The sequence below is a fragment of the Mesorhizobium sp. M1027 genome (assembly GCF_040318745.1).
Classification (GTDB): domain Bacteria; phylum Pseudomonadota; class Alphaproteobacteria; order Rhizobiales; family Rhizobiaceae; genus Mesorhizobium.
In genome coordinates, this window is the sequence record NZ_JAMYMW010000001.1 from 473,055 (window position 1) to 496,267 (window position 23,213).

General features: G+C 60.6%; 26 protein-coding genes and 1 tRNA gene. 11 read left to right on the plus strand and 16 right to left on the minus strand.

Annotated elements, in window-relative coordinates; all coding sequences use genetic code 11:
• Nucleotides 1-64: 64 nt before the first annotated feature.
• From secDF to NKH50_RS02260, 3 genes are read left to right on the plus strand one after another with little or no spacing between them, the layout of a single operon-like run.
• On the plus strand, nt 65-2,617 hold the full coding sequence (gene secDF / locus NKH50_RS02250; protein ID WP_352876419.1) for a protein translocase subunit SecDF: 2,553 nt from the start codon (nt 65-67) through the stop codon (nt 2,615-2,617).
• Between the two features lie 15 nt (nt 2,618-2,632).
• Complete coding sequence (locus NKH50_RS02255) at nt 2,633-3,022, plus strand: Mth938-like domain-containing protein (protein WP_352505854.1); 390 nt, start codon at nt 2,633-2,635, stop codon at nt 3,020-3,022.
• A 25-nt stretch (nt 3,023-3,047) separates the two neighbouring features.
• Nucleotides 3,048-3,875 (plus strand): phytoene/squalene synthase family protein, encoded by an 828-nt coding sequence (locus tag NKH50_RS02260; protein WP_502906835.1) that lies wholly within the window; start codon nt 3,048-3,050, stop codon nt 3,873-3,875.
• Nucleotides 3,876-3,927: 52 nt separating this feature from the next.
• Here the strand turns inward: NKH50_RS02260 and NKH50_RS02265 are convergent, their stop codons facing one another.
• The 5 genes from NKH50_RS02265 to NKH50_RS02285 form a co-directional block, all read right to left on the minus strand.
• Nucleotides 3,928-4,260, minus strand: a complete 333-nt coding sequence (locus tag NKH50_RS02265) for a type II toxin-antitoxin system RelE/ParE family toxin (RefSeq protein WP_352704527.1) — start codon at nt 4,258-4,260, stop codon at nt 3,928-3,930.
• Complete coding sequence (locus tag NKH50_RS02270) at nt 4,232-4,534, minus strand: type II toxin-antitoxin system ParD family antitoxin (RefSeq protein WP_352704525.1); 303 nt, start codon at nt 4,532-4,534, stop codon at nt 4,232-4,234. Before NKH50_RS02270 ends, NKH50_RS02265 begins: the two co-directional genes overlap by 29 nt.
• A 77-nt stretch (nt 4,535-4,611) precedes the next feature.
• Nucleotides 4,612-6,021 (minus strand): methylenetetrahydrofolate--tRNA-(uracil(54)-C(5))-methyltransferase (FADH(2)-oxidizing) TrmFO, encoded by a 1,410-nt coding sequence (gene trmFO, locus NKH50_RS02275; RefSeq protein WP_352704523.1) that lies wholly within the window; start codon nt 6,019-6,021, stop codon nt 4,612-4,614.
• Between the two features lie 363 nt (nt 6,022-6,384).
• A complete protein-coding gene (locus tag NKH50_RS02280) occupies nt 6,385-6,525 on the minus strand; it encodes a DUF1127 domain-containing protein (protein ID WP_352876424.1) in 141 nt (46 codons plus the stop codon).
• A 48-nt stretch (nt 6,526-6,573) separates the two neighbouring features.
• Nucleotides 6,574-6,714, minus strand: a complete 141-nt coding sequence (locus NKH50_RS02285) for a DUF1127 domain-containing protein (protein WP_352876426.1) — start codon at nt 6,712-6,714, stop codon at nt 6,574-6,576.
• A 222-nt stretch (nt 6,715-6,936) separates the two neighbouring features.
• Between NKH50_RS02285 and NKH50_RS02290 the strand changes: the two genes are divergently transcribed.
• Nucleotides 6,937-8,055, plus strand: a complete 1,119-nt coding sequence (locus NKH50_RS02290) for a DUF2157 domain-containing protein (RefSeq protein ID WP_352876429.1) — start codon at nt 6,937-6,939, stop codon at nt 8,053-8,055.
• Entirely contained in the window at nt 8,052-8,636 is a 585-nt protein-coding gene (locus NKH50_RS02295; RefSeq protein ID WP_352704519.1) for a GDYXXLXY domain-containing protein, read from the plus strand. The genes NKH50_RS02290 and NKH50_RS02295 overlap by 4 nt, the downstream gene beginning before the upstream one ends.
• A 168-nt stretch (nt 8,637-8,804) precedes the next feature.
• Here NKH50_RS02295 and NKH50_RS02300 read toward each other — a convergent pair.
• A tRNA-Leu gene (locus NKH50_RS02300) sits at nt 8,805-8,889 on the minus strand.
• Nucleotides 8,890-9,128: 239 nt separating this feature from the next.
• On the opposite strand from NKH50_RS02300, the gene NKH50_RS02305 reads away from it, so the two are divergent.
• Nucleotides 9,129-9,437: a hypothetical protein gene (locus NKH50_RS02305; RefSeq protein ID WP_352704517.1), complete on the plus strand. Its 309-nt coding sequence runs from the start codon at nt 9,129-9,131 to the stop codon at nt 9,435-9,437.
• 412 nt (nt 9,438-9,849) lie between these two features.
• Here the strand turns inward: NKH50_RS02305 and NKH50_RS02310 are convergent, their stop codons facing one another.
• Entirely contained in the window at nt 9,850-10,137 is a 288-nt protein-coding gene (locus tag NKH50_RS02310) for a tyrosine-type recombinase/integrase (protein ID WP_352704515.1), read from the minus strand.
• Nucleotides 10,138-10,512: 375 nt separating this feature from the next.
• Between NKH50_RS02310 and tig the strand changes: the two genes are divergently transcribed.
• The 5 genes from tig to NKH50_RS02335 all read left to right on the plus strand — a co-directional run bounded on the left by tig (nt 10,513) and on the right by NKH50_RS02335 (nt 15,450).
• A complete protein-coding gene (gene tig / locus NKH50_RS02315; protein WP_352876892.1) occupies nt 10,513-11,988 on the plus strand; it encodes a trigger factor in 1,476 nt (491 codons plus the stop codon).
• A 161-nt stretch (nt 11,989-12,149) separates the two neighbouring features.
• The gene (locus NKH50_RS02320) at nt 12,150-12,674 is read left to right on the plus strand and encodes a hypothetical protein (RefSeq protein ID WP_352479775.1); all 525 of its coding nucleotides are present in this window, start codon (nt 12,150-12,152) and stop codon (nt 12,672-12,674) included.
• Nucleotides 12,675-12,887: 213 nt separating this feature from the next.
• Nucleotides 12,888-13,241: a c-type cytochrome gene (locus tag NKH50_RS02325; RefSeq protein WP_502906836.1), complete on the plus strand. Its 354-nt coding sequence runs from the start codon at nt 12,888-12,890 to the stop codon at nt 13,239-13,241.
• A gap of 147 nt (nt 13,242-13,388) precedes the next feature.
• Nucleotides 13,389-14,321, plus strand: coding sequence for a heme o synthase (gene cyoE, locus NKH50_RS02330; RefSeq protein ID WP_352876434.1), 933 nt, complete (start codon nt 13,389-13,391; stop codon nt 14,319-14,321).
• Between the two features lie 316 nt (nt 14,322-14,637).
• Complete coding sequence (locus NKH50_RS02335) at nt 14,638-15,450, plus strand: DUF2189 domain-containing protein (protein ID WP_254818341.1); 813 nt, start codon at nt 14,638-14,640, stop codon at nt 15,448-15,450.
• Nucleotides 15,451-15,515: 65 nt separating this feature from the next.
• On the opposite strand, the gene NKH50_RS02340 is transcribed toward NKH50_RS02335, so the two are convergent.
• The 9 genes from NKH50_RS02340 to NKH50_RS02380 all read right to left on the minus strand — a co-directional run bounded on the left by NKH50_RS02340 (nt 15,516) and on the right by NKH50_RS02380 (nt 23,208).
• On the minus strand, nt 15,516-15,989 hold the full coding sequence (locus tag NKH50_RS02340; protein WP_254818342.1) for an aminoacyl-tRNA deacylase: 474 nt from the start codon (nt 15,987-15,989) through the stop codon (nt 15,516-15,518).
• Between the two features lie 138 nt (nt 15,990-16,127).
• Nucleotides 16,128-16,532, minus strand: coding sequence for a cytochrome C oxidase subunit IV family protein (locus tag NKH50_RS02345; protein ID WP_352876438.1), 405 nt, complete (start codon nt 16,530-16,532; stop codon nt 16,128-16,130).
• A 10-nt stretch (nt 16,533-16,542) separates the two neighbouring features.
• A complete protein-coding gene (locus tag NKH50_RS02350; protein WP_352876441.1) occupies nt 16,543-17,265 on the minus strand; it encodes a heme-copper oxidase subunit III family protein in 723 nt (240 codons plus the stop codon).
• Between the two features lie 13 nt (nt 17,266-17,278).
• Nucleotides 17,279-17,983 carry a cytochrome c oxidase subunit 3 gene (locus tag NKH50_RS02355; RefSeq protein WP_352508764.1) on the minus strand — a complete coding sequence of 235 codons (705 nt, stop codon included), beginning with the start codon at nt 17,981-17,983 and terminating at the stop codon, nt 17,279-17,281.
• The gene (gene ctaD / locus NKH50_RS02360) at nt 17,980-19,749 is read right to left on the minus strand and encodes a cytochrome c oxidase subunit I (protein ID WP_254818346.1); all 1,770 of its coding nucleotides are present in this window, start codon (nt 19,747-19,749) and stop codon (nt 17,980-17,982) included. Before ctaD ends, NKH50_RS02355 begins: the two co-directional genes overlap by 4 nt.
• A gap of 91 nt (nt 19,750-19,840) precedes the next feature.
• Nucleotides 19,841-20,656, minus strand: a complete 816-nt coding sequence (gene coxB / locus NKH50_RS02365) for a cytochrome c oxidase subunit II (protein ID WP_254818347.1) — start codon at nt 20,654-20,656, stop codon at nt 19,841-19,843.
• Between the two features lie 271 nt (nt 20,657-20,927).
• Nucleotides 20,928-22,274, minus strand: coding sequence for a PQQ-dependent sugar dehydrogenase (locus tag NKH50_RS02370; RefSeq protein WP_352876445.1), 1,347 nt, complete (start codon nt 22,272-22,274; stop codon nt 20,928-20,930).
• Nucleotides 22,274-22,723, minus strand: a complete 450-nt coding sequence (locus NKH50_RS02375) for a DUF2231 domain-containing protein (protein WP_352689959.1) — start codon at nt 22,721-22,723, stop codon at nt 22,274-22,276. Before NKH50_RS02375 ends, NKH50_RS02370 begins: the two co-directional genes overlap by 1 nt.
• Before the next feature lie 128 nt (nt 22,724-22,851).
• Entirely contained in the window at nt 22,852-23,208 is a 357-nt protein-coding gene (locus NKH50_RS02380; RefSeq protein ID WP_254818350.1) for an SPW repeat protein, read from the minus strand.
• Between the last annotated feature and the right edge of the window lie 5 nt (nt 23,209-23,213).

Here is a 23,213-nt window from a genome sequence, read left to right on the forward strand (position 1 = left end):
ATATGCCCGCAAACCGACCGATGGCGGAATGCTGCCGCTTGTACGCCTGAACGGATAAGAACTGATGCTTTATTTTTCGCGCTTCAAGATGATCCTGATCTGGCTGGCCGTGGCCGCCACAGTGGTCCTCGCTGCGCCCAACCTTTTTTCCGCCAGCACGCTGGCCAAGTTGCCCGACTGGGTGCCGAAGCGGCAGATGACGCTCGGCCTCGACTTGCAGGGCGGCTCGCACATCCTGCTCAGGATGGATCCGAACGATCTGATCAAGGATCGGCTGGAGACGACGCGCGACGAAATCAGGACGCTGCTGCGCGATGCCAAGATCGGCTATACCGGCCTTTCCGGAACGGGCCGCACGGTGCAGGTCCGCATCACCGATCCCGCACAGATCGACGCTGCCAAGACAGCCTTGAAACCATTGACCAATCCGGTGGCCACAGGCCTGTTCAGCGGCGGCTCCATCCAGGAGATGACGCTGGATGATTCCGAGCCCGGCCTGCTCAAATTCTCCGTCACCGATGCGGGAATCAAATATCGCACCTCGACGGCGCTGACGCAGGCGATCCAGGTTGTCGAGCGTCGTGTCAACGAACTCGGCACCACCGAGCCGATCGTGCAGCGCCAAGGCGACGACCGTATCCTGGTGCAGGTGCCTGGTCTGCAGGATCCGCAACGGCTGAAGGAAATTCTTGGCCAGACTGCCAAGCTGACCTTCCAGATGGTCGACCAGTCGATGCCGGTGCAGGATGCGCTGAACGGCCGCCCGCCGCCGGGATCCTCGGTGCTGTATTCGCAGGACGACCCGCCGGTTCCGTACCTGATCGAGAACCGCGTCATCGTTTCCGGCGAAAACCTGGTCGATGCCCAGGCGACGTTCAATTCCCAGACCAACGAGCCGGTTGTTTCGTTCCGGTTCGATTCGAAAGGGGCGCAGCGGTTCGGCCAGGCGACGGCACAGAATGTTGGCAAGCTGTTTGCCATCATCCTCGACAATCAGGTGATTTCGGCGCCGCAGATCCGTGAACCGATCCCGGGCGGCACCGGACAGATATCGGGGAATTTCACCGCCGAGAGCGCCAACGATCTCGCCGTGCTGCTGCGCGCCGGCGCCTTGCCAGCGACGCTGACGGTAATCGAAGAGCGGACGGTGGGGCCGGGACTTGGCCAGGACTCCATCCATGCCGGCAAGGTCGCCGGCATCATCGGGTCGATCCTGGTGGTGGCATTCATGTTCGTCGCCTACGGTTTCCTCGGCTTCCTCGCCAACATCGCGCTGGCGGTGCATGTGGCGATGATCGTCGGGCTGCTGTCGCTGCTTGGAGCGACACTGACCCTACCCGGTATCGCCGGTATCGTGCTGACCATCGGCATGGCGGTCGATTCGAACGTTCTCATCTATGAACGCATCCGCGAGGAGCGACGTGCCGGCCGCTCGGTCATTCAGGCAATCGATACCGGTTTCAGCAAGGCGCTGGCGACCATCGTCGATTCCAACGTGACCTCACTGATCGCGACCGTGGTGCTGTTCTGGCTCGGAACCGGGCCGGTGAAGGGCTTTGCCGTCACCTATGCCATCGGCATCCTGACCACGGTCTTCACCGCCTTCACCTTCACACGCCTGCTCGTGTCGATCTGGCTTCGCCGCGCCCGTCCGAAGGAGTTGCCGCGGGCGCCTGTGACGTTCATTCCACCAGGCACGAAAATTCCGTTCATGGGTATCCGCCGCTGGACGTTCACACTGTCCAGCGTGCTTTCGGTGCTGTCGGTCATCGGCTTCATGACCATCGACATAAATTACGGCATCGATTTCAAGGGCGGCTCACTGATCGAGGTGCAGTCCAAGGTCGGCAATGCCGATCTGGCCGACATCCGCGGCAGGCTGACGGAACTTAATATCGGCGAGGTGCAGGTTCAGCAGTTCGGCGAACCGAACGACGTGCTGATCCGCGTCGGCACGCAGGCGGGCGGCGAGAACGCTGAGCAGACCGTCATCGACAAGGTGCGCGGCGAGCTGCAGGATCAGTATGATTTCCGCCGCGTCGAAGTGGTGGGGCCGACGGTCTCGGGCGAGCTTGCCAAGCAAGGCACCATCGCCATGCTTATCGCGCTGCTCGGCATCCTGATCTATGTCTGGTTCCGCTTCGAATGGCAGTTCGCGGTCGGCGCCATCGTTGCGACCGTGCACGACGTGGTCATGACGATCGGCTTCTTCGTTATCACCGGCCTGGAATTCAACCAGTCGTCGCTGGCGGCGATCCTTACCATCATCGGTTATTCGCTCAACGACACCATCGTCGTCTATGACCGCGTTCGCGAGGATCTGCGAAAATACAAGCGAATGCCGCTGCCGCAACTGCTGAACAACGCCATCAACGAGACGCTGTCGAGGACGACGCTGACCTCGGTGACGACGATCCTGGCGTTGCTGGCGCTGGTGCTGTTCGGCGGCGAGGTGATCCGCTCGTTCACCATGGCGATGCTGTTCGGCGTCGTGTTCGGCACCTATTCGTCGATCTTTATCGCCGCGCCACTGCTTATCCTGTTCAAGCTGCGGCCGCAGGCCACAGCGTCCGATGAGGAAAAGCCGGTGGGCGGCGGCAAAGCCATAGCTACCTGACGGCTTGCCTCAAAAGTGGCCAAGGGCATCGTCATCCGCGAGGCGCATTTCCCGGGCCGCGCACCGATCGAGGCTTACGGCAATGGCGGTTTCCGCTTTGCCGACATGTCGCATCGCGGCTCGCTGCTGTGCCTGCCTTCGGGCATCTATGGCTGGGAGCCGGCCGATCCGTTGGCGCTGACGGCAGCGGATTTCGCCAAGCTGTTCAACGAGGCCGCCAAGGTTGAGATCCTGCTGGTTGGCAGCGGCAAGGATCTGAGACCATTGCCTGCCGCGCTGCGTACGGCACTGAAAGAAGCGGGCATTTCCGCCGATCCGATGTCGACGGGGGCGGCGGTGCGGACCTATAATGTGCTGCTGGCGGAAGATCGCGCCGTGGCCGCAGCGCTCATCGCCGTCGACTGACGTGGCCGAAAACACCAAACTCGTCATGGAGACGGTGCGTGCCGCCGACCATGACCGCTATCTCAGCGTGCTCTATGCGCCCGAGAACAAGCGTGACGCGCTGTTTTCGCTCTATGCCTTCAACGCCGAAATCGCCGGCGTACGCGATCGCATCCACGAGGCGCTGCCGGGCGAGGTGCGGCTGCAATGGTGGCGCGACGTCATCGCCGCCGAAGAGGATCGGACTCAGATCGGCCATCCCGTGGCGGACGCGCTGAGGACGGCGATTTCCGCTCACCGCCTGCCTAAGGCCGCTTTCGACAATATGCTCGAAGCGCGCATCTTCGATCTCTATGACGATCCGATGCCGTCACGCACCGACCTCGAAGGCTATTGCGGCGAGACTGCCGCAGCACTCATCCAGCTTGCGGCGATGGTGCTCGATCCGGTCCAAGCGCCGCGCTTTGCCGATCTTGCCGGCAGGGCAGGTTGTGCGCAGGCGATGACCGGTCTCCTGCTTCTGCTGCCGCTGCATCGCAAGCGGGGACAGTGCTTTGTCCCGGCCGATATTTTGGCTGCGGCGGGATCGTCGCCGCAAGAGTTCGTTACAGGTGACGGCGGGCCGGGCGCGGAACGCGCGGTCGCCGCGATGATCGCGCTGGCACGCGAGCATCTTTCCGCTTTCGAGCAGGGGGCGTTCGCTCTGCCGGTTTCACTGCGCCCGGCCTTTCTGCCGCTGGCTCTGACGCGCGCCTATCTCGACAGAATAGAGAATGCCCGCCGCTCGCCTCTCAAGGATGTGGCGCGGCTCTCAGCCCTGCGCCGGCATTGGCTGTTGTTCCGGCGCGCCACGCAAGGCTGGACAGCGGTATAAAGGCCGGAATTCGGGGAACCGGAACCGTAGCTGCCGCCGCGAGGGAATTCCATTACGATGGGTCGCTCGATCCGCCGTCGCGCATCAACACTTCATAGTCGCGCCCCCCATAGAAGATGTTGACGATACGGACGAGGTCATCGCCGACAATATAGGCGATAATAGCCGAGTGCTCGAACGGCACCGTTCGTAAACCCGGTGCAATGTCGTCGCGCGGTCGGCCGCCACGCGGTGCATTGCCAATATTTCCACAGCGCACCTTGATCCGATCGACGAAACTGTTGGCTATGTTTTCGCTTCCACCATTATCGAGGATGTAGGCGGCAATCGATTCCAGGTCTATGAGCGCGCTTTCGTTAAGAACTACGGCGAGACGCTGAATCATTGCTGTCTCTCGCCAATTCCGAAATCCTGTTCTTTACTCTCGTGATTGCCTGGTCCAGTGGGATGTCAGGCCTCGTGTCCTCGATCGATGTCTTTACGCGTGCCCTGATCGAGGCCATGCGCTCGGCATGTTCTTCCTCTTCGCGCCGAAAGGCGCGAAGTGCCGCGCGGACGACCTCGCTCGCCGATCCATAGGAGCCGTCCTCGACCTTTTCGCGGATCATGCGCGCCATGGCGGGGGTGATCGTGACTGAAAGTTTCTCGGCGGATTCCATAGATTTAGCCTCGGGTTAGGAGTGGGATATTATCCTACTCCTCCGCCGAGCAATCCGCAAGAACGAAGACCGGAACCTTATTCCGCCGCCTCTGACCGCGCGGGCATCCCCAGCCATTCGCGGCAGTCGGCGAGCGCACGCGATGTCACCGCGTGCCGCTTGGCGACCGTCTTGTCCTTGCCGCGCAGCCGCTTGCCTTCGATCTTTGGCGCCTCCACGGGCGGGAACAGGCCGAAATTGACATTCATTGGCTGGAAAGAGCGCTTTCCCGGCTCGTCGTCGGAGACAATGTGGCCACCGGTGATGTGGTTGAGCAATGCGCCGAAGGCGGTGGTCAAGGGCGGCAGCGACGGCGCGTGGCCAAGCCTTTCGGCGGCGGCGAAACGCCCGGCAAGCAAGCCGATGGCGGCGCTCTCGACATAGCCCTCGCAGCCGGTGATCTGGCCGGCAAAACGCAGGCCGGGCCGCGACTTCAACTGCAGCGAAGCGTCGAGCAGCGTCGGCGAATTGATGTAGGTGTTTCGGTGCAGGCCGCCGAGGCGGGCGAACTCGGCGTTTTCCAGCCCGGGGATGGTGCGGAATATGCGCACCTGCTCGGCGTGCTTCAGCTTGGTCTGAAAGCCGACCATGTTATAGAGCGTGCCCAGCGCATTGTCCTGGCGAAGCTGAACGACGGCATACGCCTTTACAGACGAATTATGCGCATTGGTCAGTCCCATCGGCTTCATCGGCCCGTAGCGCAATGTCTCGACGCCGCGCTCGGCCATCACTTCGATCGGCAGGCAGCCGTCGAAATAGGGCGTGCCTTCCCATTGCTTGAATTCGGTTTTCTGGCCGTGGACCAGCGCCTGCACGAAGGCAAGGTACTGCTCCTTATCCATCGGGCAGTTGATGTAGTCCTTGCCGGTGCCGCCGGGGCCGACCTTGTCGTAGCGCGACTGGAACCAGCAGATGTCCATGTCAATCGTGTCGAAATGGACGATCGGCGCGATGGCGTCGAAGAAGGCGAGCGCGTCGGCGCCGGTTGCTTCCGCGATCGACTGGGCGAGCGACGGCGCTGTCAACGGTCCGGTGGCAACGATCGCCTGGTCCCACTCCGTCGGCGGCAGGCCGGGCACTTCCTCACGCTGGATGGTGATGAGCGGATGGGTTTCGAGCGTTCTGGTCACCGCGTCAGAAAACCCGTCGCGGTCGACGGCAAGCGCACCGCCGGCCGGCACCTTGTGAGCATCGCCGGCGCTCATGATCAGTGAACCGGCCAGCCGCATTTCGGCGTGCAGCAGGCCGACGGCATTGGTTTGCGCATCGTCGGAGCGGAAGGAATTGGAACAGACGAGCTCGGCCAGTCCGTCGGTCTTGTGCGCGTCGGTACCGCGGACGGGACGCATTTCATGCAGGACAACGGGAACGCCGGCTTCGGCCGCCTGCCAGGCGGCTTCGGAGCCGGCGAGACCGCCGCCGATGACGTGAATGGGATTGTTGCTCATGAGCGCCGAAATAGTCGCTTGGCGCAAGGATTGCAATTGCCACGCGGGAGAATGGCTGACGGGGGAAGCCGCCTCAAAACAACAACACCCGCCGGGGGAGGAGGTCCGGCGGGTGTCGTTTTGTTGGTCGATCCTCGGGAGGAGGTGAAGATCGACCGTATTCGTCATCGCCGGGGAGGAGGTCGGCTTTGACGAAATTCTTTTCGCCGTTTGAAAGGGCGCGAAACCCTTTTTAGAAACAACGCCCGCCGGGGGAGGAGGTCCGGCGGGCGCCGTTTTTGTGGTCAACCCTCGGGAGGAGGTGAAGGCTGACCGTATCCGTCAGGGTCGGGGAGGAGGTCGACCCTGGCGAAATTCTTGTGGTTAGATCGCCTTGCGAGCGATTATCTTGATTTCGTCGCGGACGATGCCGAGATCGTTGAGCTGGCGGTTCGACAGGCGACCCAGCTCGGTAACCGTCTCGCGGTAGACGCGCCAGTTACGGTAGTTGCGGATCAGGTTCATTGTCGTTCTCTTTTCAAAACTGGTTCGGACCATTTGCGGCCCGAAGGATTAGACCGACTTGCGGGCGACGTAGTGAATGTCGCTGCGGCTGATGCCGAGATCAGTCAGTTCACGGGTGCTCAGGCGGCTCAGCTCGGACACGGTGTCCCTATAGCGGCGCCAGTTGCGATAGTTGTGGATCAGGTTCATGGTAGTCTCGTTTCGTCTTTCTTTCGGATCATTCCGTCTTTGTGTGCACCGTGAAAATAGGTGGGGTCATATCGATTTAAAAGCGCTATTGGTGCATGGCAGCAATGCAAATTGTGCAATGCAACATTAACGCGCGTCCGGTTTTCCGCCCAGATCGGAAAATGCCGTTAGGTCAAACGCTTGGCCGGACAAGCTAAAAGGACCAAGCAGAGGGGGAGGGGCATGGCGAGCTATTCGTCACGGGTCAGGTCGGATATCGCACGATGGCAACAGGCCGGCCTGATCGACGCGCCGACAGCCTATGCGCTGACGCGCGACGTCGAGGCAAACGAACGCAAATCGCTGAGTTTCGGCTCGATCCTGGCGATGATGGCGGCGCTGCTGTTCGGCGCCGCTATCCTGATCTTCATCGCCGCCAACTGGGAAGTCATCCCGCGGTTGGTGCGGGTCGCGGCACTTTTTGCCGTTATCCTTGCCGGCTATGTCGGCGGGGCGGTGCTGAAGATGCGCGACCATGCGGCGATCGGCGAGGCGCTGTGGATCGTCGCGGCAGCAGCGTTCGGCGGATCGATCGCGCTGATCGGCCAGATGTATCATTTGTCGGGCGACGAGGCCTCGGCCTTGACCACCTGGGGCGCCGGCACGGCGCTGGCGGCGGTGGCGCTGCGCTCAAACCCGCTGACCGTCGCTGCCGTCGGCATCGCCGATGCCTGGCTGTTCCTGAGAGGGTTCGACTACTTCCGGCGCACGGAATTTCCGCATCTCTTCGTGGTCATGGCGCTAATTCTGTTCGCCGTTTCGTTCTGGACGCGCAGCCAGGCGGCGCGCCACCTGATCATCCTGTCGGTCCTTTTCTACCTCGTGCTGTTGGCCATGGAATACGACACGCTGCAAGTCGCCATCCCGCTCGTTGCCGCGTCGGTGCTGCTTTTTACCGCTGCGATCTTTGCTGCCGGGCCGGTCGAGAGGGTTTTGCAACTCGGCGGCAGGTTACCCTTGCACGCGCTGATCGGCTTTCTCACCGGCCTGGCGATGATCCAATTCGAACTGGCGGATGAAAGCAGCTACAATAGCGGCTTCGCCATTGCCTCGGCTGTTGCGCTGGCCGGCATCGTCGCGGCGATCGTGCTGGGCGGCCGCGAGAGCCGGGGACTGCGCTGGGTTGCCTATGCCGGCTTCGCCTTCGAACTCGCCATCATCTATGTGGTGATGCTGCAATCAATGCTCGACACGGCAGGCTTCTTCCTTGCGGCGGCGGTGCTTCTCGCCGTTCTTGCTTTCATTATCATCCGCATAGAAAAGCGCATGAACGCCTCGAACATGACAGGAGCGGCGGCATGATGACCGGCAAAAGACTGATCATCTCGGCGCTGGTCGTGGCGCTCGTCCAGATTGGCTTTCTGAGCTGGATCATCGCCGGACGCGCGGCAATCCTGCGCGATGGCAAGCAGGTCCTGCTCAGAGTCGAGCCGATCGATCCGCGCGATCTCTTGCGCGGTGACTACATTCTGCTCGGCTACGATATTTCGCGCATACCGGTGAAACTGATCGGCAACATTCCGGCCGGCAAGCTTTCCAGCGAGGAAACGTCGATCGTGGTCAGGCTGAAGCAGGGCGCCGATGGCTATTGGGGGCCGACCGCGGCTTGGTTCGGGCAAGCGCCGGCGCCGGCAGCATCCGGCGAAGCCGATATCGTCGGACACGTCTCCGAGGGCTGGGATATCAGCCAGGGAGCAACGACGATCGCGCCGGAGTACGGCATCGAGCGCTTCTATCTGCCGGAAGGCGAGGGGATAACGATCCAGAACGACATGCGGGTGCGGCCGTTCGGCATCCGCGTGGCGATCGCGGCCAACGGCACGGCGCAGATCAAGGCGCTGGTCGACGGCGACAAGACACTGTTCGAGGAGCCGCTTTATTAGAATTAGATCGCGCGACGGCCTTGCCAATGATCCTCCTTCGCCAGGGCTTCGGAGGAGCTTCGAGTGGCCTGCCACCCGAAGCTCGAAGAGCGAGGATGGTGCGGATGAAGGGACTCGAACCCCCACGCCTTTCGGCACTGGAACCTAAATCTGTTCCGCTAAGGGAGCTGGTGCGGGTAGAGGGACTCGAACCCCCATGTTTCTCAACGCTTGGACCTAAACCAAGTGCGTCTACCAGTTCCGCCATACCCGCGAAAGTTTGTCACTTCGTCACCGTTTGTCACGGGCATTGTCACAAGTCAACGCGGCGGTTTTGGTAGCGGGGTCGGGGTCATTCACCCGATTCCTGGGGCGTAAGCGATGTGCTCCTCACACATTGGTCGTATAGGGTATCAATGCCAATTAAACTCTTGGCACTGAGCGCCGGGCTGCAAGCCGTCTTTCCAGAGGTGGTGATTGGGCTAGAAGACGGGCGACGTGGAGGAGCGACGGATGGATTTGCTCGGGGATCGCATACTTGGAAAGGCCATACGACAGCTAAACCATTCACCCGACGATTTTTCCGTCGTTTTTGAAGATGGCGCTATTACTGCTTGGACCCCAGTGGATGTCGCTATCAGTTTCGGTATTGATCCGGTCGTCGTGGAGGAGCTGCAATGGTCGGGCGAACGGCTCACGATTGTCACGAGTGGCGGTAATATTCGCATTGGACGCGTTCCGATTACCTCAAATCCAGAAACCTTCGCTTATGGTGCCGCTGATGATCCTTCCATCATCATCGTGGATCGGGGAGAGGAATAGTGGATCTTGGCCGCAGTCGGCCCGACTAGGGCTTGTGCCACCACCATTTCAAGAAGCGCGCAATCGCGATCAGTCCGGCCACGACGCCGAACACGCTTGCGGTCAGGGTGAGCACCTGCCCGAGGTCGAGAGTGATTATCATGGGAGCGTTCCTTTCAAGACAGATCTCGCCATTGAGAAAAGTTCTAACAAGGAACTGCTAAGATAAGCGGTGAGCCGTGGCGCGATGTCAATGGCTTAAGTGCAGTTGTCCCGAGACGCCTTGGGGAAACAAACAAATAGCAATCGGCATTAACAGGAATAGAGTGGAACCAACGGACATAGATCGGAACGAACTTACTCGAAACGGGCCGATCACGTTTGTATGACTTGGCGGGGGACGACCCTTTCCTGGTCGGCAGCCTTTGAGCGTCTACCCATTCTTCACAACCTCCAGCTTCGGCTTGTTGTCATCGAGGCTGTCACCGAGAATGTCGCCGGCAAGGTCCAGATCACCGGTAGCCAGCTTGGCGTATTTGGGGGTGGTCTCTATGCGCTTGTGGCCGAGCCACGTATGGATGCGCTTGAGGTCGACGCCGTTCTTGACCAGCCAGCTCGCACAGGTGTGCCGCAGCGTATGGACCACAACATCGTCCCAGCCGAGGGTCTTCTGCATCTCGTCCCACATCCCACAGGTCTCGGAGGTGATGTGCCTTTCCATCCGAGCCTTTCATATGTTGGAACGGTCCCCTGATATCTGGGTAGGCACCATGTAGCCATCATTCTGTCAATGTCAGAGCCCACATCGGCACCATTGGCCGGAGTGCAAAGATGGTTGAAAATCGGCCGCGGCTGTGACAAAAGGCGTGTCGAATGTGACGGGACGCGACGATCCGCTTCTGCAGAATGTGATAAGAAGTAGGAAAAACAAAGACTTATTCACATTTTGGAGCGTATTTCTGGAGGATTTGTGCCGCGTTGAGCGGACAGATCGCCAAGTCCCGCACCAAAAGCCATTCCCGGCAAGATCATACCGGCAGGCTGTAAGCGGCAGGGGCCGTTTGACGGCCTCATTGGTGGAAACAAAGGTTTTATGATGCAGGTCACCGAAACGCTCAACTCCGGTCTCAAGCGCGAGATCAAGATCACCGTGCCGGCTGGTGACATGGAAGCCAAGCTGATGGCGCGGCTCTCCGATGCCAGGAACAAGGTCCGCATCAACGGCTTCCGCCCCGGCAAGGTGCCGGTGCAGCATCTGCGCAAAGTATACGGCAAGTCGTTCATGGCCGAAGTGGTCAACGAGATCCTCAACGATTCGACCCGTTCGATCATCACCGGGCGCGGCGAAAAGGCTGCCATGCAGCCCGAAGTGATCATGACCGAGGACGAGAAGGAAGCCGAGAAGATCCTGGCAGGCGGTGCCGACTTCGAGTTCCGCCTGAACTATGAGGTCATTCCGCCGATCGAGATCAAGGATTTCTCCGACATCAAGGTGACGCGCCAGGTGTTCGACGTGCCGGATGAAGAGATCGATGAGCAGGTCAAGCGTGTCGCTGAATCTGCCCGCACTTACGAGCCGAAGACCGGCAAGGCCGCCGAGGGCGACCGCGTGACCATCGATTACGTCGGCAAGATCGACGGCGAAGCCTTCAACGGCGGCGCCGGCACCGATCAGCCGCTGGTGCTCGGCTCGAAGGAATTCATCCCCGGCTTCGAGGACCAGCTGGTCGGCAGCAAGGCCGGCGACGAGAAGCAGGTCACGGTTACCTTCCCGGAAAACTACCAGGCGGCGCATCTGGCCGGCAAGGAAGCCACTTTTGACGTGACGGTCAAGGAAGTGTCGAAGCCCGGCGCGCTTGAGATTAACGACGAGATGGCCAAGAATCTCGGCCTGGAATCGCTGGAGCGCCTGCGCGAGGTGGTGCGCGGTCAGATCGAGAACCAGTTCGGCTCGATAACGCGCCAGAAAGTCAAGCGGCAGTTGCTCGACCAGCTCGACGCTGCCTACTCGTTCGAGGCCCCGTCCAAGCTCGTCGAGGCCGAGTTCAACAACATCTGGAACCAGGTCAATCGCGATCTCGAAGCCGCCGGGCGCACCTTTGCCGACGAAGAGACGACGGAAGAAGAAGCGCGTGCTGAATATATGCGGCTTGCCGAGCGCCGCGTGCGTCTCGGCCTGGTTCTCGCCGAAATCGGCGAGAAGGCCGGCGTCACGGTGACGGACGAGGAACTGCAGCGCGGCCTGTTCGAGCAGGTACGCCGCTACCCGGCCAACCAGCAGCAGGAAGCCTTCGAATTCTATCGCAACAATCCCGAAGCGCTGAACACGTTGCGCGCGCCGATGTTCGAAGAGAAGGTGGTCGACCATCTGCTCGGCCAGATTTCGGTCACCGATGTCAAAGTCAGCAAGGAAGAGCTGCTGGCCGACGACGGGGATACGGAGACAACCAGGGCCAAGCCGGCGAAGAAGGCGGCTGCGAAAAAAGCGGACGCAAAGAAGGCCGACGACGACGCCGAAGAGCCGAAGAAAAAGGCCGCGCCGAAGAAGAAGGCCGCCAAGGACGCTGAATAACGTTCCTGTTGAATTCCGAAAGGCCGCCTTCTCGAGGCGGCCTTTTTCGTTGTGGCGCAGACGCAACGGATTTCACGTATCTGGCGGTCGAGGTAGCGATACGAAGCTTTGATGATTATCTGCGCTGGGTTGCGAAATCGCAGCGGTTGTTGGAGGCATCGTTGAGACAGTTCTTCGGTATCGGAAGCGTGGCGGCGGCGGCGTTCCTGCTTGCGTCGGTCTTCGGCATTGCCCAGGCTGATACGGTTCTCGATAACTGGCGGTTCGACAAGAGCAGCGATGGCCTTGTCACCGCCTCGCTTTACGCGACCAACAAGCTCATCACCGGTGGCGGCGCATTGAGCTACAGCCCGGTGTTGACGATCGCCTGCCGGACCGCCGGCGAACCGCGTTGGAGCGAATGGCTGCAGCTGAGCGACACCGTTTCCGCCAGCCGAACCATCGCCATGTCGGTGACTGTCGACCAATCCGCCAAGCTCAACGAAAGCTGGTCGGTCGGGCCGCATAGCAGGATGCTGGTCCGCGACGGTGCCGATGGCATCAGGCGACTGATTTCCGCGGACCGGTTGCTGCTGTCCTGGCGGTTCGGGCTGCTGTCGGGGCGCGGCAAAGCCGAGTTTGACCTCGCCGGAGTTGAAGAGGCGGTCGGCCGGATCGCCACCACCTGCAACACCAAATTGCCTTGAGCGGATTGTCCGCATTAATCCATTGCATGATCGAACTCTACCTGCCGGCCGGGTTCCGTGGTATGTAGGTGCCGCAAACTCCAAGCAGTGGATATCCGTTCTGCCATTCAAGAGCGCATGCCAGCGGACTAAATGTCGGCCTGCGCAGGTCAGCCAGGGTAAATTGGCGATCAGGGAGGAAATGCCATGCGTGCCATTGTGTTTTTTATCGTCATGTCCGTCGCGACCGTCGTTGCCGGCCCCTTGCGGGCACAGGATGCCGCGGCGGGTGAGAAGGTCTTCGCCAAATGCAAGGTCTGCCACGTCGCAGACAAGGATCAGAACAAGGTCGGTCCGTCGTTGAACGGCGTCATCGGCCGAACGGCCGGCACGCATCCAGGGTTCAGCTATTCCAAGGCCATGACCGAGGCCGGCAAGTCGGGCGTCAAATGGGACGAAGCCACGCTGACGACCTACCTTCGCGATCCCAAGGCGATGGTCAAAGGAACGAAGATGGCGTTTCCCGGCCTCAAGAAAGACGAGGACATCGCCAATGTCATTGCCTACCTGAAGCAATTCTCCAAATAGCGCGGCTCTTCCGCCGGATCTTGGTATCGCAAACAGGTCGAGGCATAGCCTCGGCCGCAATCTGCCGGCAGTGTCGGTGGGGAGGGCGGCTCGTTGCAAAAAAGACATTGGGCGGCTAGGCTGCCGTTCCCATCGGTGGTCGTCTGAATGTCGACTGAAGAAAGCCGTCTCAAGGATACCGGCATCCGCCTCTCGGAGGCGACGGCGGGTGATTTCATTGCGCTCTTGAAACCACGGGTCATGGCGCTTGCAGTGTTTACTGCCTTCGTCGGCCTAGTGATGGCGCCCGGCGTGATGAATCCAGTTATCGCCGTAATCGCCATCGGCGCAATCGCGGTTGGAGCGGGAGCCGCCGGCGCGCTCAATATGTGGTACGACGCAGACATAGACGCCTTGATGTCTCGCACGTCCAAGCGACCAATTCCGTCCGGTCGCGTCACGCCTGGCGAAGCTCTCGGCTTCGGTCTGGTGCTTTCCGCACTGTCGGTCATGACGCTCGGCGTGCTGGTGGGGTGGCTCGCCGCATCGTTGTTGGCGTTCACCATCTTTTTCTATGTCGTTATCTACACAGTGTGGCTGAAGCGCTCGACGCCACAGAATATCGTCATAGGCGGCGCGGCAGGCGCCCTTCCTCCGGTAATCGGGTGGGCGGCCGCAACCGGCGCAATCGGCATTGAAAGTCTCATTCTGTTTCTGATTATTTTCCTCTGGACGCCGCCTCATTTCTGGGCGCTGGCCCTTTTCAAGGTCGGCGACTATGCCGCGGCGGGCATCCCGATGATGCCGAATGTGGCCGGCCAGCACTCGACCAGAAAACAAATCTTCGCCTATTCGCTGCTCTTGGCGCCAATCGGCGTGCTCCCTTGGGGCTTCGGCTTCGCGAGCGGATATTACGGCACTGCTTCAGCCGCGTTAGGTGCAGGTTTCATTTGGCAGGCCTGGAAGGTTCTCGTCGCCGACAAGGACATGAAGCCGGCAAAGGCGATGTTTGCGTATTCGATTGTCTATCTTTTCGCAATATTTGCGGCGTTGCTTGCCGACACCATTGTAATGCGAGTGATCGCTTCAGCCGGCTATTGACCCCGGCTCAAAACATCACGTTGGCAGAGCACAAAATCCCAACAACAGCAGAATAACGACGCCAAGGCCGAGTATGAGAACTGTCCTTCCGTCCATGACCTTCACCTTCGACTAGAAGAGCATATCGAAGAACCACGTCCGTAGCTAGTCGGGCTACCCGGGACCTCCTACTCCCGGGCCTTCCTACAAAGCGCGACAAGTCCCCCGCATGAGAGTATATTGATCATGGTGCAGGTCGCGGTTTGCGTGGGCCAATCATGCAGAACGGCAGCACCGTAAAACGCGACCTTACCGGACCTGGTCTGGAGGAATGGTCATGGCAAGCTTTCACGTGATAGCAGGCGCCAGCGAGACGCTGGAACACACCAGAATTCGAAAAATCGGTGTCTCCGATCTTTTTGATGCGCTCAGGCGTGGCGTCGATGATTTCATGGTCAAGCCGTCGCACATCGTATTTCTCTGCCTGATCTATCCGATTGCCGGAGTCGTGCTTGCTGTCTGGACATCAGGCAACAACACGCTGCCGTTGCTGTTTCCGCTTGTGTCCGGCTTTGCGCTGATTGGTCCGTTCGCCGCGATCGGCCTGTATGAGATCAGCCGGCGGCGGGAAGCCGGGCTCGACGCGTCGTGGAGACACGCCTTTGAGGTCAGGAGTTCTCCAGCGCTGCCGGCTATTGCAGCGGTCGGCGTCATGCTGCTTGCGATCTTCATCGCCTGGCTTTTGACGGCCCAGATATTTTACCAGACCCTGTTCGGCCCGGCGCCGCCGCAATCGCTGTCCAGCTTCATCAGTGAAATATTCGCCACGGGACGCGGCTGGACGCTCATCATCCTGGGTCACGCCATCGGCTTCGTGTTCGCCGCGGTTGTGTTGTGCACCACGGTCGTCGCATTCCCGTTGTTGCTCGACCGCGATGTCGGCGCCTACGAAGCTATCCACACCTCGGTGCGCGTTGTCCTGGCCAACCCGATCGTGATGGCGGTGTGGGGCCTTATTGTCGCCGTCGCCCTGATCATCGGATCGCTGCCAGTGTTCGCCGGGTTGGCAGTCGTGCTGCCGATCCTTGGCCATGCCACCTGGCATGTTTACCGGAAAGTTGTGGAATCGCCGCCGGCGACCAGACCGTGAGCTGAAAAAATGCACTCTGCCCGCACCGGCGAAAGTGCCGGTGCGGGCAGGGTGAGGCAGAGCTTTCAATAGGCGGGGTGGCTGAAACGGGCCTGGCGCGCGTCCTTTGTCAGGTCGCGGAAATCTTTGCCGCTCACATGCACAAGCGTCTTGTGGTCGCCGCCCTCGAAATAGATTTCGGGAGCGTCGCCGAGGCTTTCATCGAGAACCACCGGCACATCATAGGCAGCGCCGATCGGCGGCACAGCGCCGACGTCGCAATCGCCGAACAACGAGACCACCTCGTCTTCGGAGGCAAGTCCAAGAGGCTTCTCCATGACATCCTGCAATGTCGCGAGTTCTATCCTGTGCGTGCTTGGAACCACGGCGAGCGCGTAGCCACGGTCGTGGTGAACGACCACCGATTTGGCCATTATGCTGCCGGGCACATGTGCCGCAATGGCGGATTGTCTGCTTGTCGCGGTGCGGTGATGCTCGACGGTGTCGTAGGAAATTCCTTTCCTATCGATGAAGTCCTTCAATCTGTTTGCGATGGTCATCTTGGGCGCCCCTTGCTGGTGTTCGCGACGCATGTGGAAACGCCAGCATCGCCTGTCGTCTCCAGTACCAACAGAAATGGACCAGCCGTGGATTGTTTCAAGGCTCCAGGACCGGACCGCGTGGATCCGGATTGCATGTCAGGGCCCGGCCCCGAAAAACGCCATTCGGGTGAGAAGCGTGTAGTCCGCTTCGAAGACCATCATCGTCACGAACACCAGCACCAGCACCGGCGGCAGGATGATCGCATATGTCAGCGCCAGCCGTTCCCAGGCCATGTGCATGAAGATGGCGACGATCAGTCCGGCCTTGAGCATCATGAAGATCAGGATCAGCGACCATCTAGGATAGCCATGGAGACCGAAATAGTCGACCAGATAGGAGCAGGTGCTGAGGATGAACAGCCACGCCCACACCACCAGATAGAGCTTGATCGGGTGCTCCTGATGAACCTCCGCCGGGGTAACGGCGGTCGTCGTCGCATCATGCCTATGGGCGCTGTCCAGTGCGTGTTGTCCCAGGCCGTTTGCGGTTGCTTCAGCCATGTCCTGCCTCTCACCAAAGATAGAAAAATGCGAAAATGAACACCCAGACCAGGTCGACGAAATGCCAGTAGAGCCCCATGATTTCGACGTTCTCGTAGCGCCCCCTCCGGCTGGTGAAGAAGCCGGGCCGTTCGACATCGAAATCCCCGCGCCAGACCTTTCGCGCCACGATGATCAGGAAGATCACCCCGATCGTCACATGCGTGCCGTGAAAGCCGGTAATCATGAAAAAGGATGCGCCGAACTGTGCAGCGCCCCAGGGATTGCCCCAAGGCCGCACGCCCTCGGTGATCAGCTTGGTCCATTCGAAGGCCTGCATGCCGACGAAGGTCGCGCCGAGTGCTGCGGTCAAGAGCATCAGGACTGCCGTCTTGCGGCGGTCGCGGCGGTAGCCGAAATTGACCGCCATGGCCATCGTTCCGCTGCTCGAGATCAGCACGAAGGTCATGATGGCGATAAGGATCAGCGGAATGTCGGAGCCGCCGATGCGCAGGGCGAAGACCTCGCTTGGATTGGGCCATGGCACGCGTGTTGAGATACGCGCGGTCATGTAGGAGAGCAGGAAGCAGCCGAAGATGAACGTGTCGCTGAGCAGGAAGATCCACATCATGGCCTTGCCCCAGGACACGTTCTTGAACGCCCGCTGATCCGAGGACCAGTCGGCGGCGATGCCTTGCCAGCCTGCGGGCCGCGGCTCTGTTCGGCCGATGTGGGCCAGTGTCGTCTCTGCCATCCGCCCGTTCCTCCTAGGTCAGCAACCCTCGGCAAATGTCGATTAAAGTCGAAGCCCAGCCGGCCAGAAGCGCAAAGATGGCGAGCCAGACGAAAAGCAGGAAATGCCAGTACATCGCGCACAGCTCGACACTGAGGCGAAGCCGCTGCGGCTGCGCTCCGTTCCAGGCGCCGACGCTCGTTCTGCCCAGCCCGACCAGTCCTCCCAGTATATGCAGGCCATGCATTCCCGTTAGCAGGTAGAAGAAGCTGTTGGCCGGATTGGATGCCAGAAAATAGCCGTCCGCACTCAGTTCCCGCCATGCCACAAGCTGTCCAATCAGGAAGACGAGCGCCGTGAGTCCAGCTGTGGCGAGGCCGAGCCTGACCATGTCCACTTGACCCTTGCGCGCCGCGAGCGAAGCGCACTGTATCGCAATGCTGCTCAAGACCAGTACGCCGGTGTTAAGCCAGAGCAGGGGCGGGATGGGCAGCGGCCGCCAATCCGACAGCGCCATGCGCATGAAGTAAGCACTGGTGAACAGCGCGAACAGGCAGCCGACGACGGCAAGGAAGACGCCGAGGCCGATCTTTGCGGTCGGCAGCGCCGATCGGTCCAGAGCGACAAAATCCCCGGCCATGCTTTGCTCGAGCCACGGCTTCGTCATTAGCCGCTGATGGGAAAGCCACCACCCAGCAATACCGGCGATCACGAGCAGGAAGACCAGGATTACGCTCATGCCGGCTCCCTGGAGGGCGCGAAGGAGCCCGGAACGTTTTGTGGTATGAAGTCCTCCTTGGCTCCCGGTACGCTGTAGTCATAGGCCCAGCGATAGACGATCGGCAGATCCTTGCCGAAATTGCCGTGGGCGGGCGGTGTTTGCGGCGTCTGCCACTCGAGCGTCGTTGCCCGCCACGGATTGCCGCCAGCCTCGCGGCCATGGCGGATGCTCCAGATGAGATTGAACAGAAACACAATCTGGGCAAAACCGACCATAAAAGCCATGATGCTGATAAACGAGTTCAGGTGGTGGGCGGATTCCGTCATGATCGTCATGTCGGTCAATTCGTTGTAGCGCCGCGGCACGCCCATCAAGCCGAGATAGTGCATGGGAAAGAAAATCAGATAGGCGCCGAGGAAGGTGATCCAGAAGTGGAACCGGCCCAGTGTCTCGTTCAGCATCCGGCCGGTGACCTTTGGGTACCAGTGGTAGATCGCCCCGAAAATCACGAGGATCGGCGCGACCCCCATGACCATATGGAAATGGGCAACGACGAACATGGTGTCCGACAGCGGAACGTCGACAACGACATTGCCGAGAAACAAGCCGGTCAACCCGCCATTGACGAAGGTAACAATGAAGGCGAGGGCGAAAAGCATTGGAATGGTGAGGTGGATATCGCCGCGCCACAGCGTCAGCACCCAATTGTAGACCTTGATGGCGGTCGGAACGGCGATGATCAGTGTCGTGGTGGCGAAGAAGAAGCCGAAATAGGGATGCATGCCGCTGACATACATATGGTGCGCCCAGACTACGAAGCTCAACGCGCCGATGCCGACGATGGCCCAGACCATCATGCGGTAGCCGAAGATGTTCTTGCGCGCATGGGTGCTGATCAGGTCGGACACGATGCCGAAGGCCGGAAGCGCAACGATGTAGACCTCCGGGTGGCCGAAGAACCAGAACAGATGCTGGAACAGGATCGGGCTGCCGCCGCCGTGCTGCAACTGTTCGCCCATCTCGACGATCGCCGGCATGAAGAAGCTGGTGCCGAGCGCCCGGTCGAGAAGCATCATCACGCAGGCGACGAACAGCGCCGGGAAGGCGAGCAGCGCCATGACGGTGGCGGTGAAAATACCCCAGACAGTGAGCGGAAGGCGCATCAGCGTCATGCCGCGCGTGCGGCCCTGCAGCACCGTCACGACATAGTTCAGGCCGCCCATAGTAAAGCCGATGATGAACAGGATCAGCGAGACGAGCATCAGGATGATGCCCCAGTCCTGGCCGCCGGGCGTACCGGTCATGATCGCCTGCGGCGGATAGAGCGTCCAGCCGGCACCCGTCGGTCCGCCGGGCGCGAAAAAGCTCGACACCAGAACCAGCACGGCCAGCAGATAGATCCAGTAGCTCAGCATGTTGACATAGGGAAAGACCATGTCGCGAGCGCCGACCATCAGCGGAATCAGGTAGTTGCCGAAGCCGCCCAGGAAGAGTGCGGTGAGCAGGTAGATCACCATGATCATGCCGTGCATGGTGATGAACTGGTAGTAGGCTTCCGGGGTGATGAAGTCGAATGTGCCGGGGAAGCCGAGCTGCAGCCGCATCAGCCAGGAAAGCACCAGCGCGACCATGCCGATCGCTGTCGCCGTCGCCGAATACTGGATGGCAATGACCTTGGCGTCCTGCGAGAAAACGTATTTCGTCCACCAGCTGTGCGGATGGTAGAGTTCCATTTCCGCGACTTCGGCCGGCGGTACCGCATCTGCAGGTGTGATATCGACCATAGGAACACCTCCGTGCCCTTTTCGGCCAGCCCGACAGTTCGGGCTTGCCGCACTATTTTCAATCCCGACGGCGCACCGTCGTTTCGGTTTCCTACTCTGCCGAGCCCATCTGTTGGGGCGCGGACAGCTGCGCAAAAGTCTGCTGCTGGCCAAGCCACGCCAGATAGTCTTCCTGCGTATCGACCATGACCACGCCATGCATCATCGGATGTCCCTGGCCGCAGAGTTCGGCACACAGGACCTGGAAGGTTCCGGTCTTGGTCGGAGTGAACCAGAAATAGGTGACCGAGCCCGGGATCATGTCCATCTTGGCGCGGAATTCCGGCACGTAGAAATCGTGCAGCACATCGATCGAGCGGAGCAGCATCTTGACCGGTTTGCCAACCGGGAGGTGCAGGTCGGCCGCTTCCACTACGACATCGTCCTGGCCGTTGGCATCGGTGGCGATGACGCCGAGTGGATTTTCAGCGTTGACGTCGCGAGTGTCGGATGTGCCGAGCTTGCCGTCCTTGCCGGGCAGGCGGAAACTCCATTGCCACTGCTGGCCGACGACTTCGACCTCGGTTGCGTCGCTTGGAACGTTAACGAACCGGCTCCAGACGAACAGGCCAGGAACGAGCAAAGCCGTGACGCCAACCGCGGTGACGACCGTCAGCCAGGATTCGAGCCGCCTGTTCTCAGGTTCATATGCCGCCTGATTGCCTTCCCGATGACGGAAGCGGAAGACGCAATAGGCCATGAAAAGAACCACGGCGGCGAAGACGACGCCGGTGATCCAGAAAGTTATGATGATGGTGTTGTCGATATAGTCCCAGTTCGAGGCAATCGGCGTCCACCACCATGGGCTCAGGAAGTGGAACAACACCGAGCCCACGACTATCAGAACGAGTACAAGCGCAACGGCCATGTCCCGGTTCCTCCCGGTATTCCAAGCGGCGCAAGCCGTCCCGGGAAATACCAAGTGCATCATAACTTGATTTGCGATGAAAATTCTAGAGCCGGCTGTGGGAAGGGCAAAAATACCATTTCGCGGCGCTGGCGGTCCTTCGGTTCGGCGGTGACAGCGGAAGGCAATGGCGAGCACGCCGAATGCGCCTGGCAGAACCACCGGAACGGCGATCGCCGGGGATACCTTCCACCTGCTCGACCGACAGCTCGACGAAGGGAGCGGCGTCACCTTATTTGCCGGCAGATGTCACCCGCCAAACTGTGTTGCCGACGTCGTCGGCTATGAGCAGGGCCCCGGTTTTGTCGACAGCCAGGCCGACAGGCCGGCCGCGCGCCTTGTTGTCCTTGTTCAGGAAGTCGGTCACCACGTCGGTAGCGACGCCGCTAGGATGGCCGCCGTTGAATGGTACGAACACCACCTTGTAGCCATTGAAGCGCGTGCGGTTCCAGCTGCCGTGTTCGCCAACGAAAGCGCCGCCGCGATATGCCTCGGGGAGGTTGTTTGCCGTATAGAAGGCCAGTCCCAGAGGGGCGACGTGGGAACTCAGCGCATAGTCCGGAACGATCGCTTTCGCGACCAGGTCCGGACGCTGGGGCATGACGCGGGGATCGAGATGCTGGCCATAATAGCTGTACGGCCATCCGTAGAAGCCGCCATCCTTTACCGAGGTCAGATAATCCGGCACGAGATTGGGGCCGAGCTCGTCGCGCTCATTGATCACGGCCCAGAGCGCCCCGGTCTGCGGCTCCCAGCTCAGGCCGTTTGGATTGCGCAAACCGCTGGCGAAAATGCGCGACTGGCCGGTGGCCCTGTCCACCTGCCAGATGGCGGCGCGGTTCTTCTCGGCCTCGATGCCGTTTTCGGCGACGTTGCTGTTCGAGCCGATGCCGACATAGAGCAGCGAGCCGTCGGGGCTTGCCACCAGGCTCTTCGTCCAATGGTGGTCGATCGGGCCGCCGGGCAGGGCGGTTAGCGGCGTTCCGGGCGCGGTGATCTTGGTTTCACCGGTGTTGTAGGGATAGCGGACGATGGAATCGGTATTGGCGACGTAGAGATCGCTTCCCACCAGCGCCACGCCGAAGGGGGAGCTCAGGTGGTCGAGGAAGACGCTGGTCAGCTCCGGCTTGCCATCGCCGTCGGCGTCGCGCAGCAGCGTAACGCGGTTGCTCGGGCCGCTGTCGCCGCCCGAGGTGACCCAGGACTCGATCCAGCCCATCACCAAATCCTTGGGCCGTTTGATCGGTTCGCCGCCCGGCGCCTTGGACTCGACCACCAGGACATCGCCATTGGGCAGCACATAAAGCGACCGCGGATGCTGCAGGCCGTTGGCAAAGGCCTGGATCTGGAGCCCCTGCGCGACGGTCGGCTTTTCGTCGTTCTTCCACCCGACCACGGAAGCGAGATGCATGGGCGGGAAGAAATATTGGATCGGCTCGGGCAGGTTTGGATTCGGCCCTATCTGACTGCTGGGATCCGGGTCGTTGCCGCTGCACGCTGCAAGAGTGATCGCCGCAGTGCAAATGAGCACGGACACCGTGATGCGCCCGGCTTGTCTGATGGAGCTTTCTACGCGCATCAATCCGCCACTCCGACGTGATGCCGGTAAACCATGGACCAGCCCAGCCAACCGGTGAAGATGAGGATGAGCACGACAACCGCCGAGAGGATCAAGCCGGTAGGAACGATGGAGGTCCATGCATCGCGGGTGTGCACGAGCATGTTGATGATGGACAACGCCAGCGCCAGCAGATTGCCTAGCACGTGCGGCAAGGCGGGGGGCTGTGCTCTTACCAGCGGATTGGCCAGGAAATCGATCAGCCCCGCGATCGCTGCAAGGCAGCCCATGATCACGCCGACGGTAACCAGCCAAGCGGAGAAGTCAGCCCACATCATCTCCGCTGTTCGCCAGTAGGCCAGATCCGTCAGCAGGGTGCCGACGAAGCAGGCGATCGGAAACGGCACCAGCATCGGATGAACGGGATGTCCTGCAATCCTGGCCGTCGAACGCGGATTGTCACCGACCATGATGCGCCATCCTTCTTGGTTCTCGTCCAGACAACCGCCTACCCGGCCTCCGGCGGCTGTTGCCGAGAGGCCGGCAGACGACCGATCGATCTGTCAGGCCCAAAAAGGGCGCTGGCTGGCTGCGCCTGCTAGGCGGCCGACTGGGTCGGCGGGTTCTGATACATCATCCAGAGCTCGATCGCCGCCAGCACCGCGACCAGAATGCCGATCACGACATGCACGGTCATCGCCGTTGTCGCCTGGAATCCAAGCACCCAGGGCGATACGAGAACCCACAGCCCGACGACCAGGTTCACCCACTCTTCCCACACGGCAAATGCTGCGAGGGCGGCAACCGACAGCACGACGATCAAGATTCCGCTGCCGAGGGCGTTCTGCGTCTGCGGGCCTGCCGCAAACGTGAAGATCCAGGGAGAGAAGAACAGAATTGCCCCAAGGATCAGGTTGGCTACGTCACAGAGCCTGGCGTTTGTCCACTGGTTCATGGCAT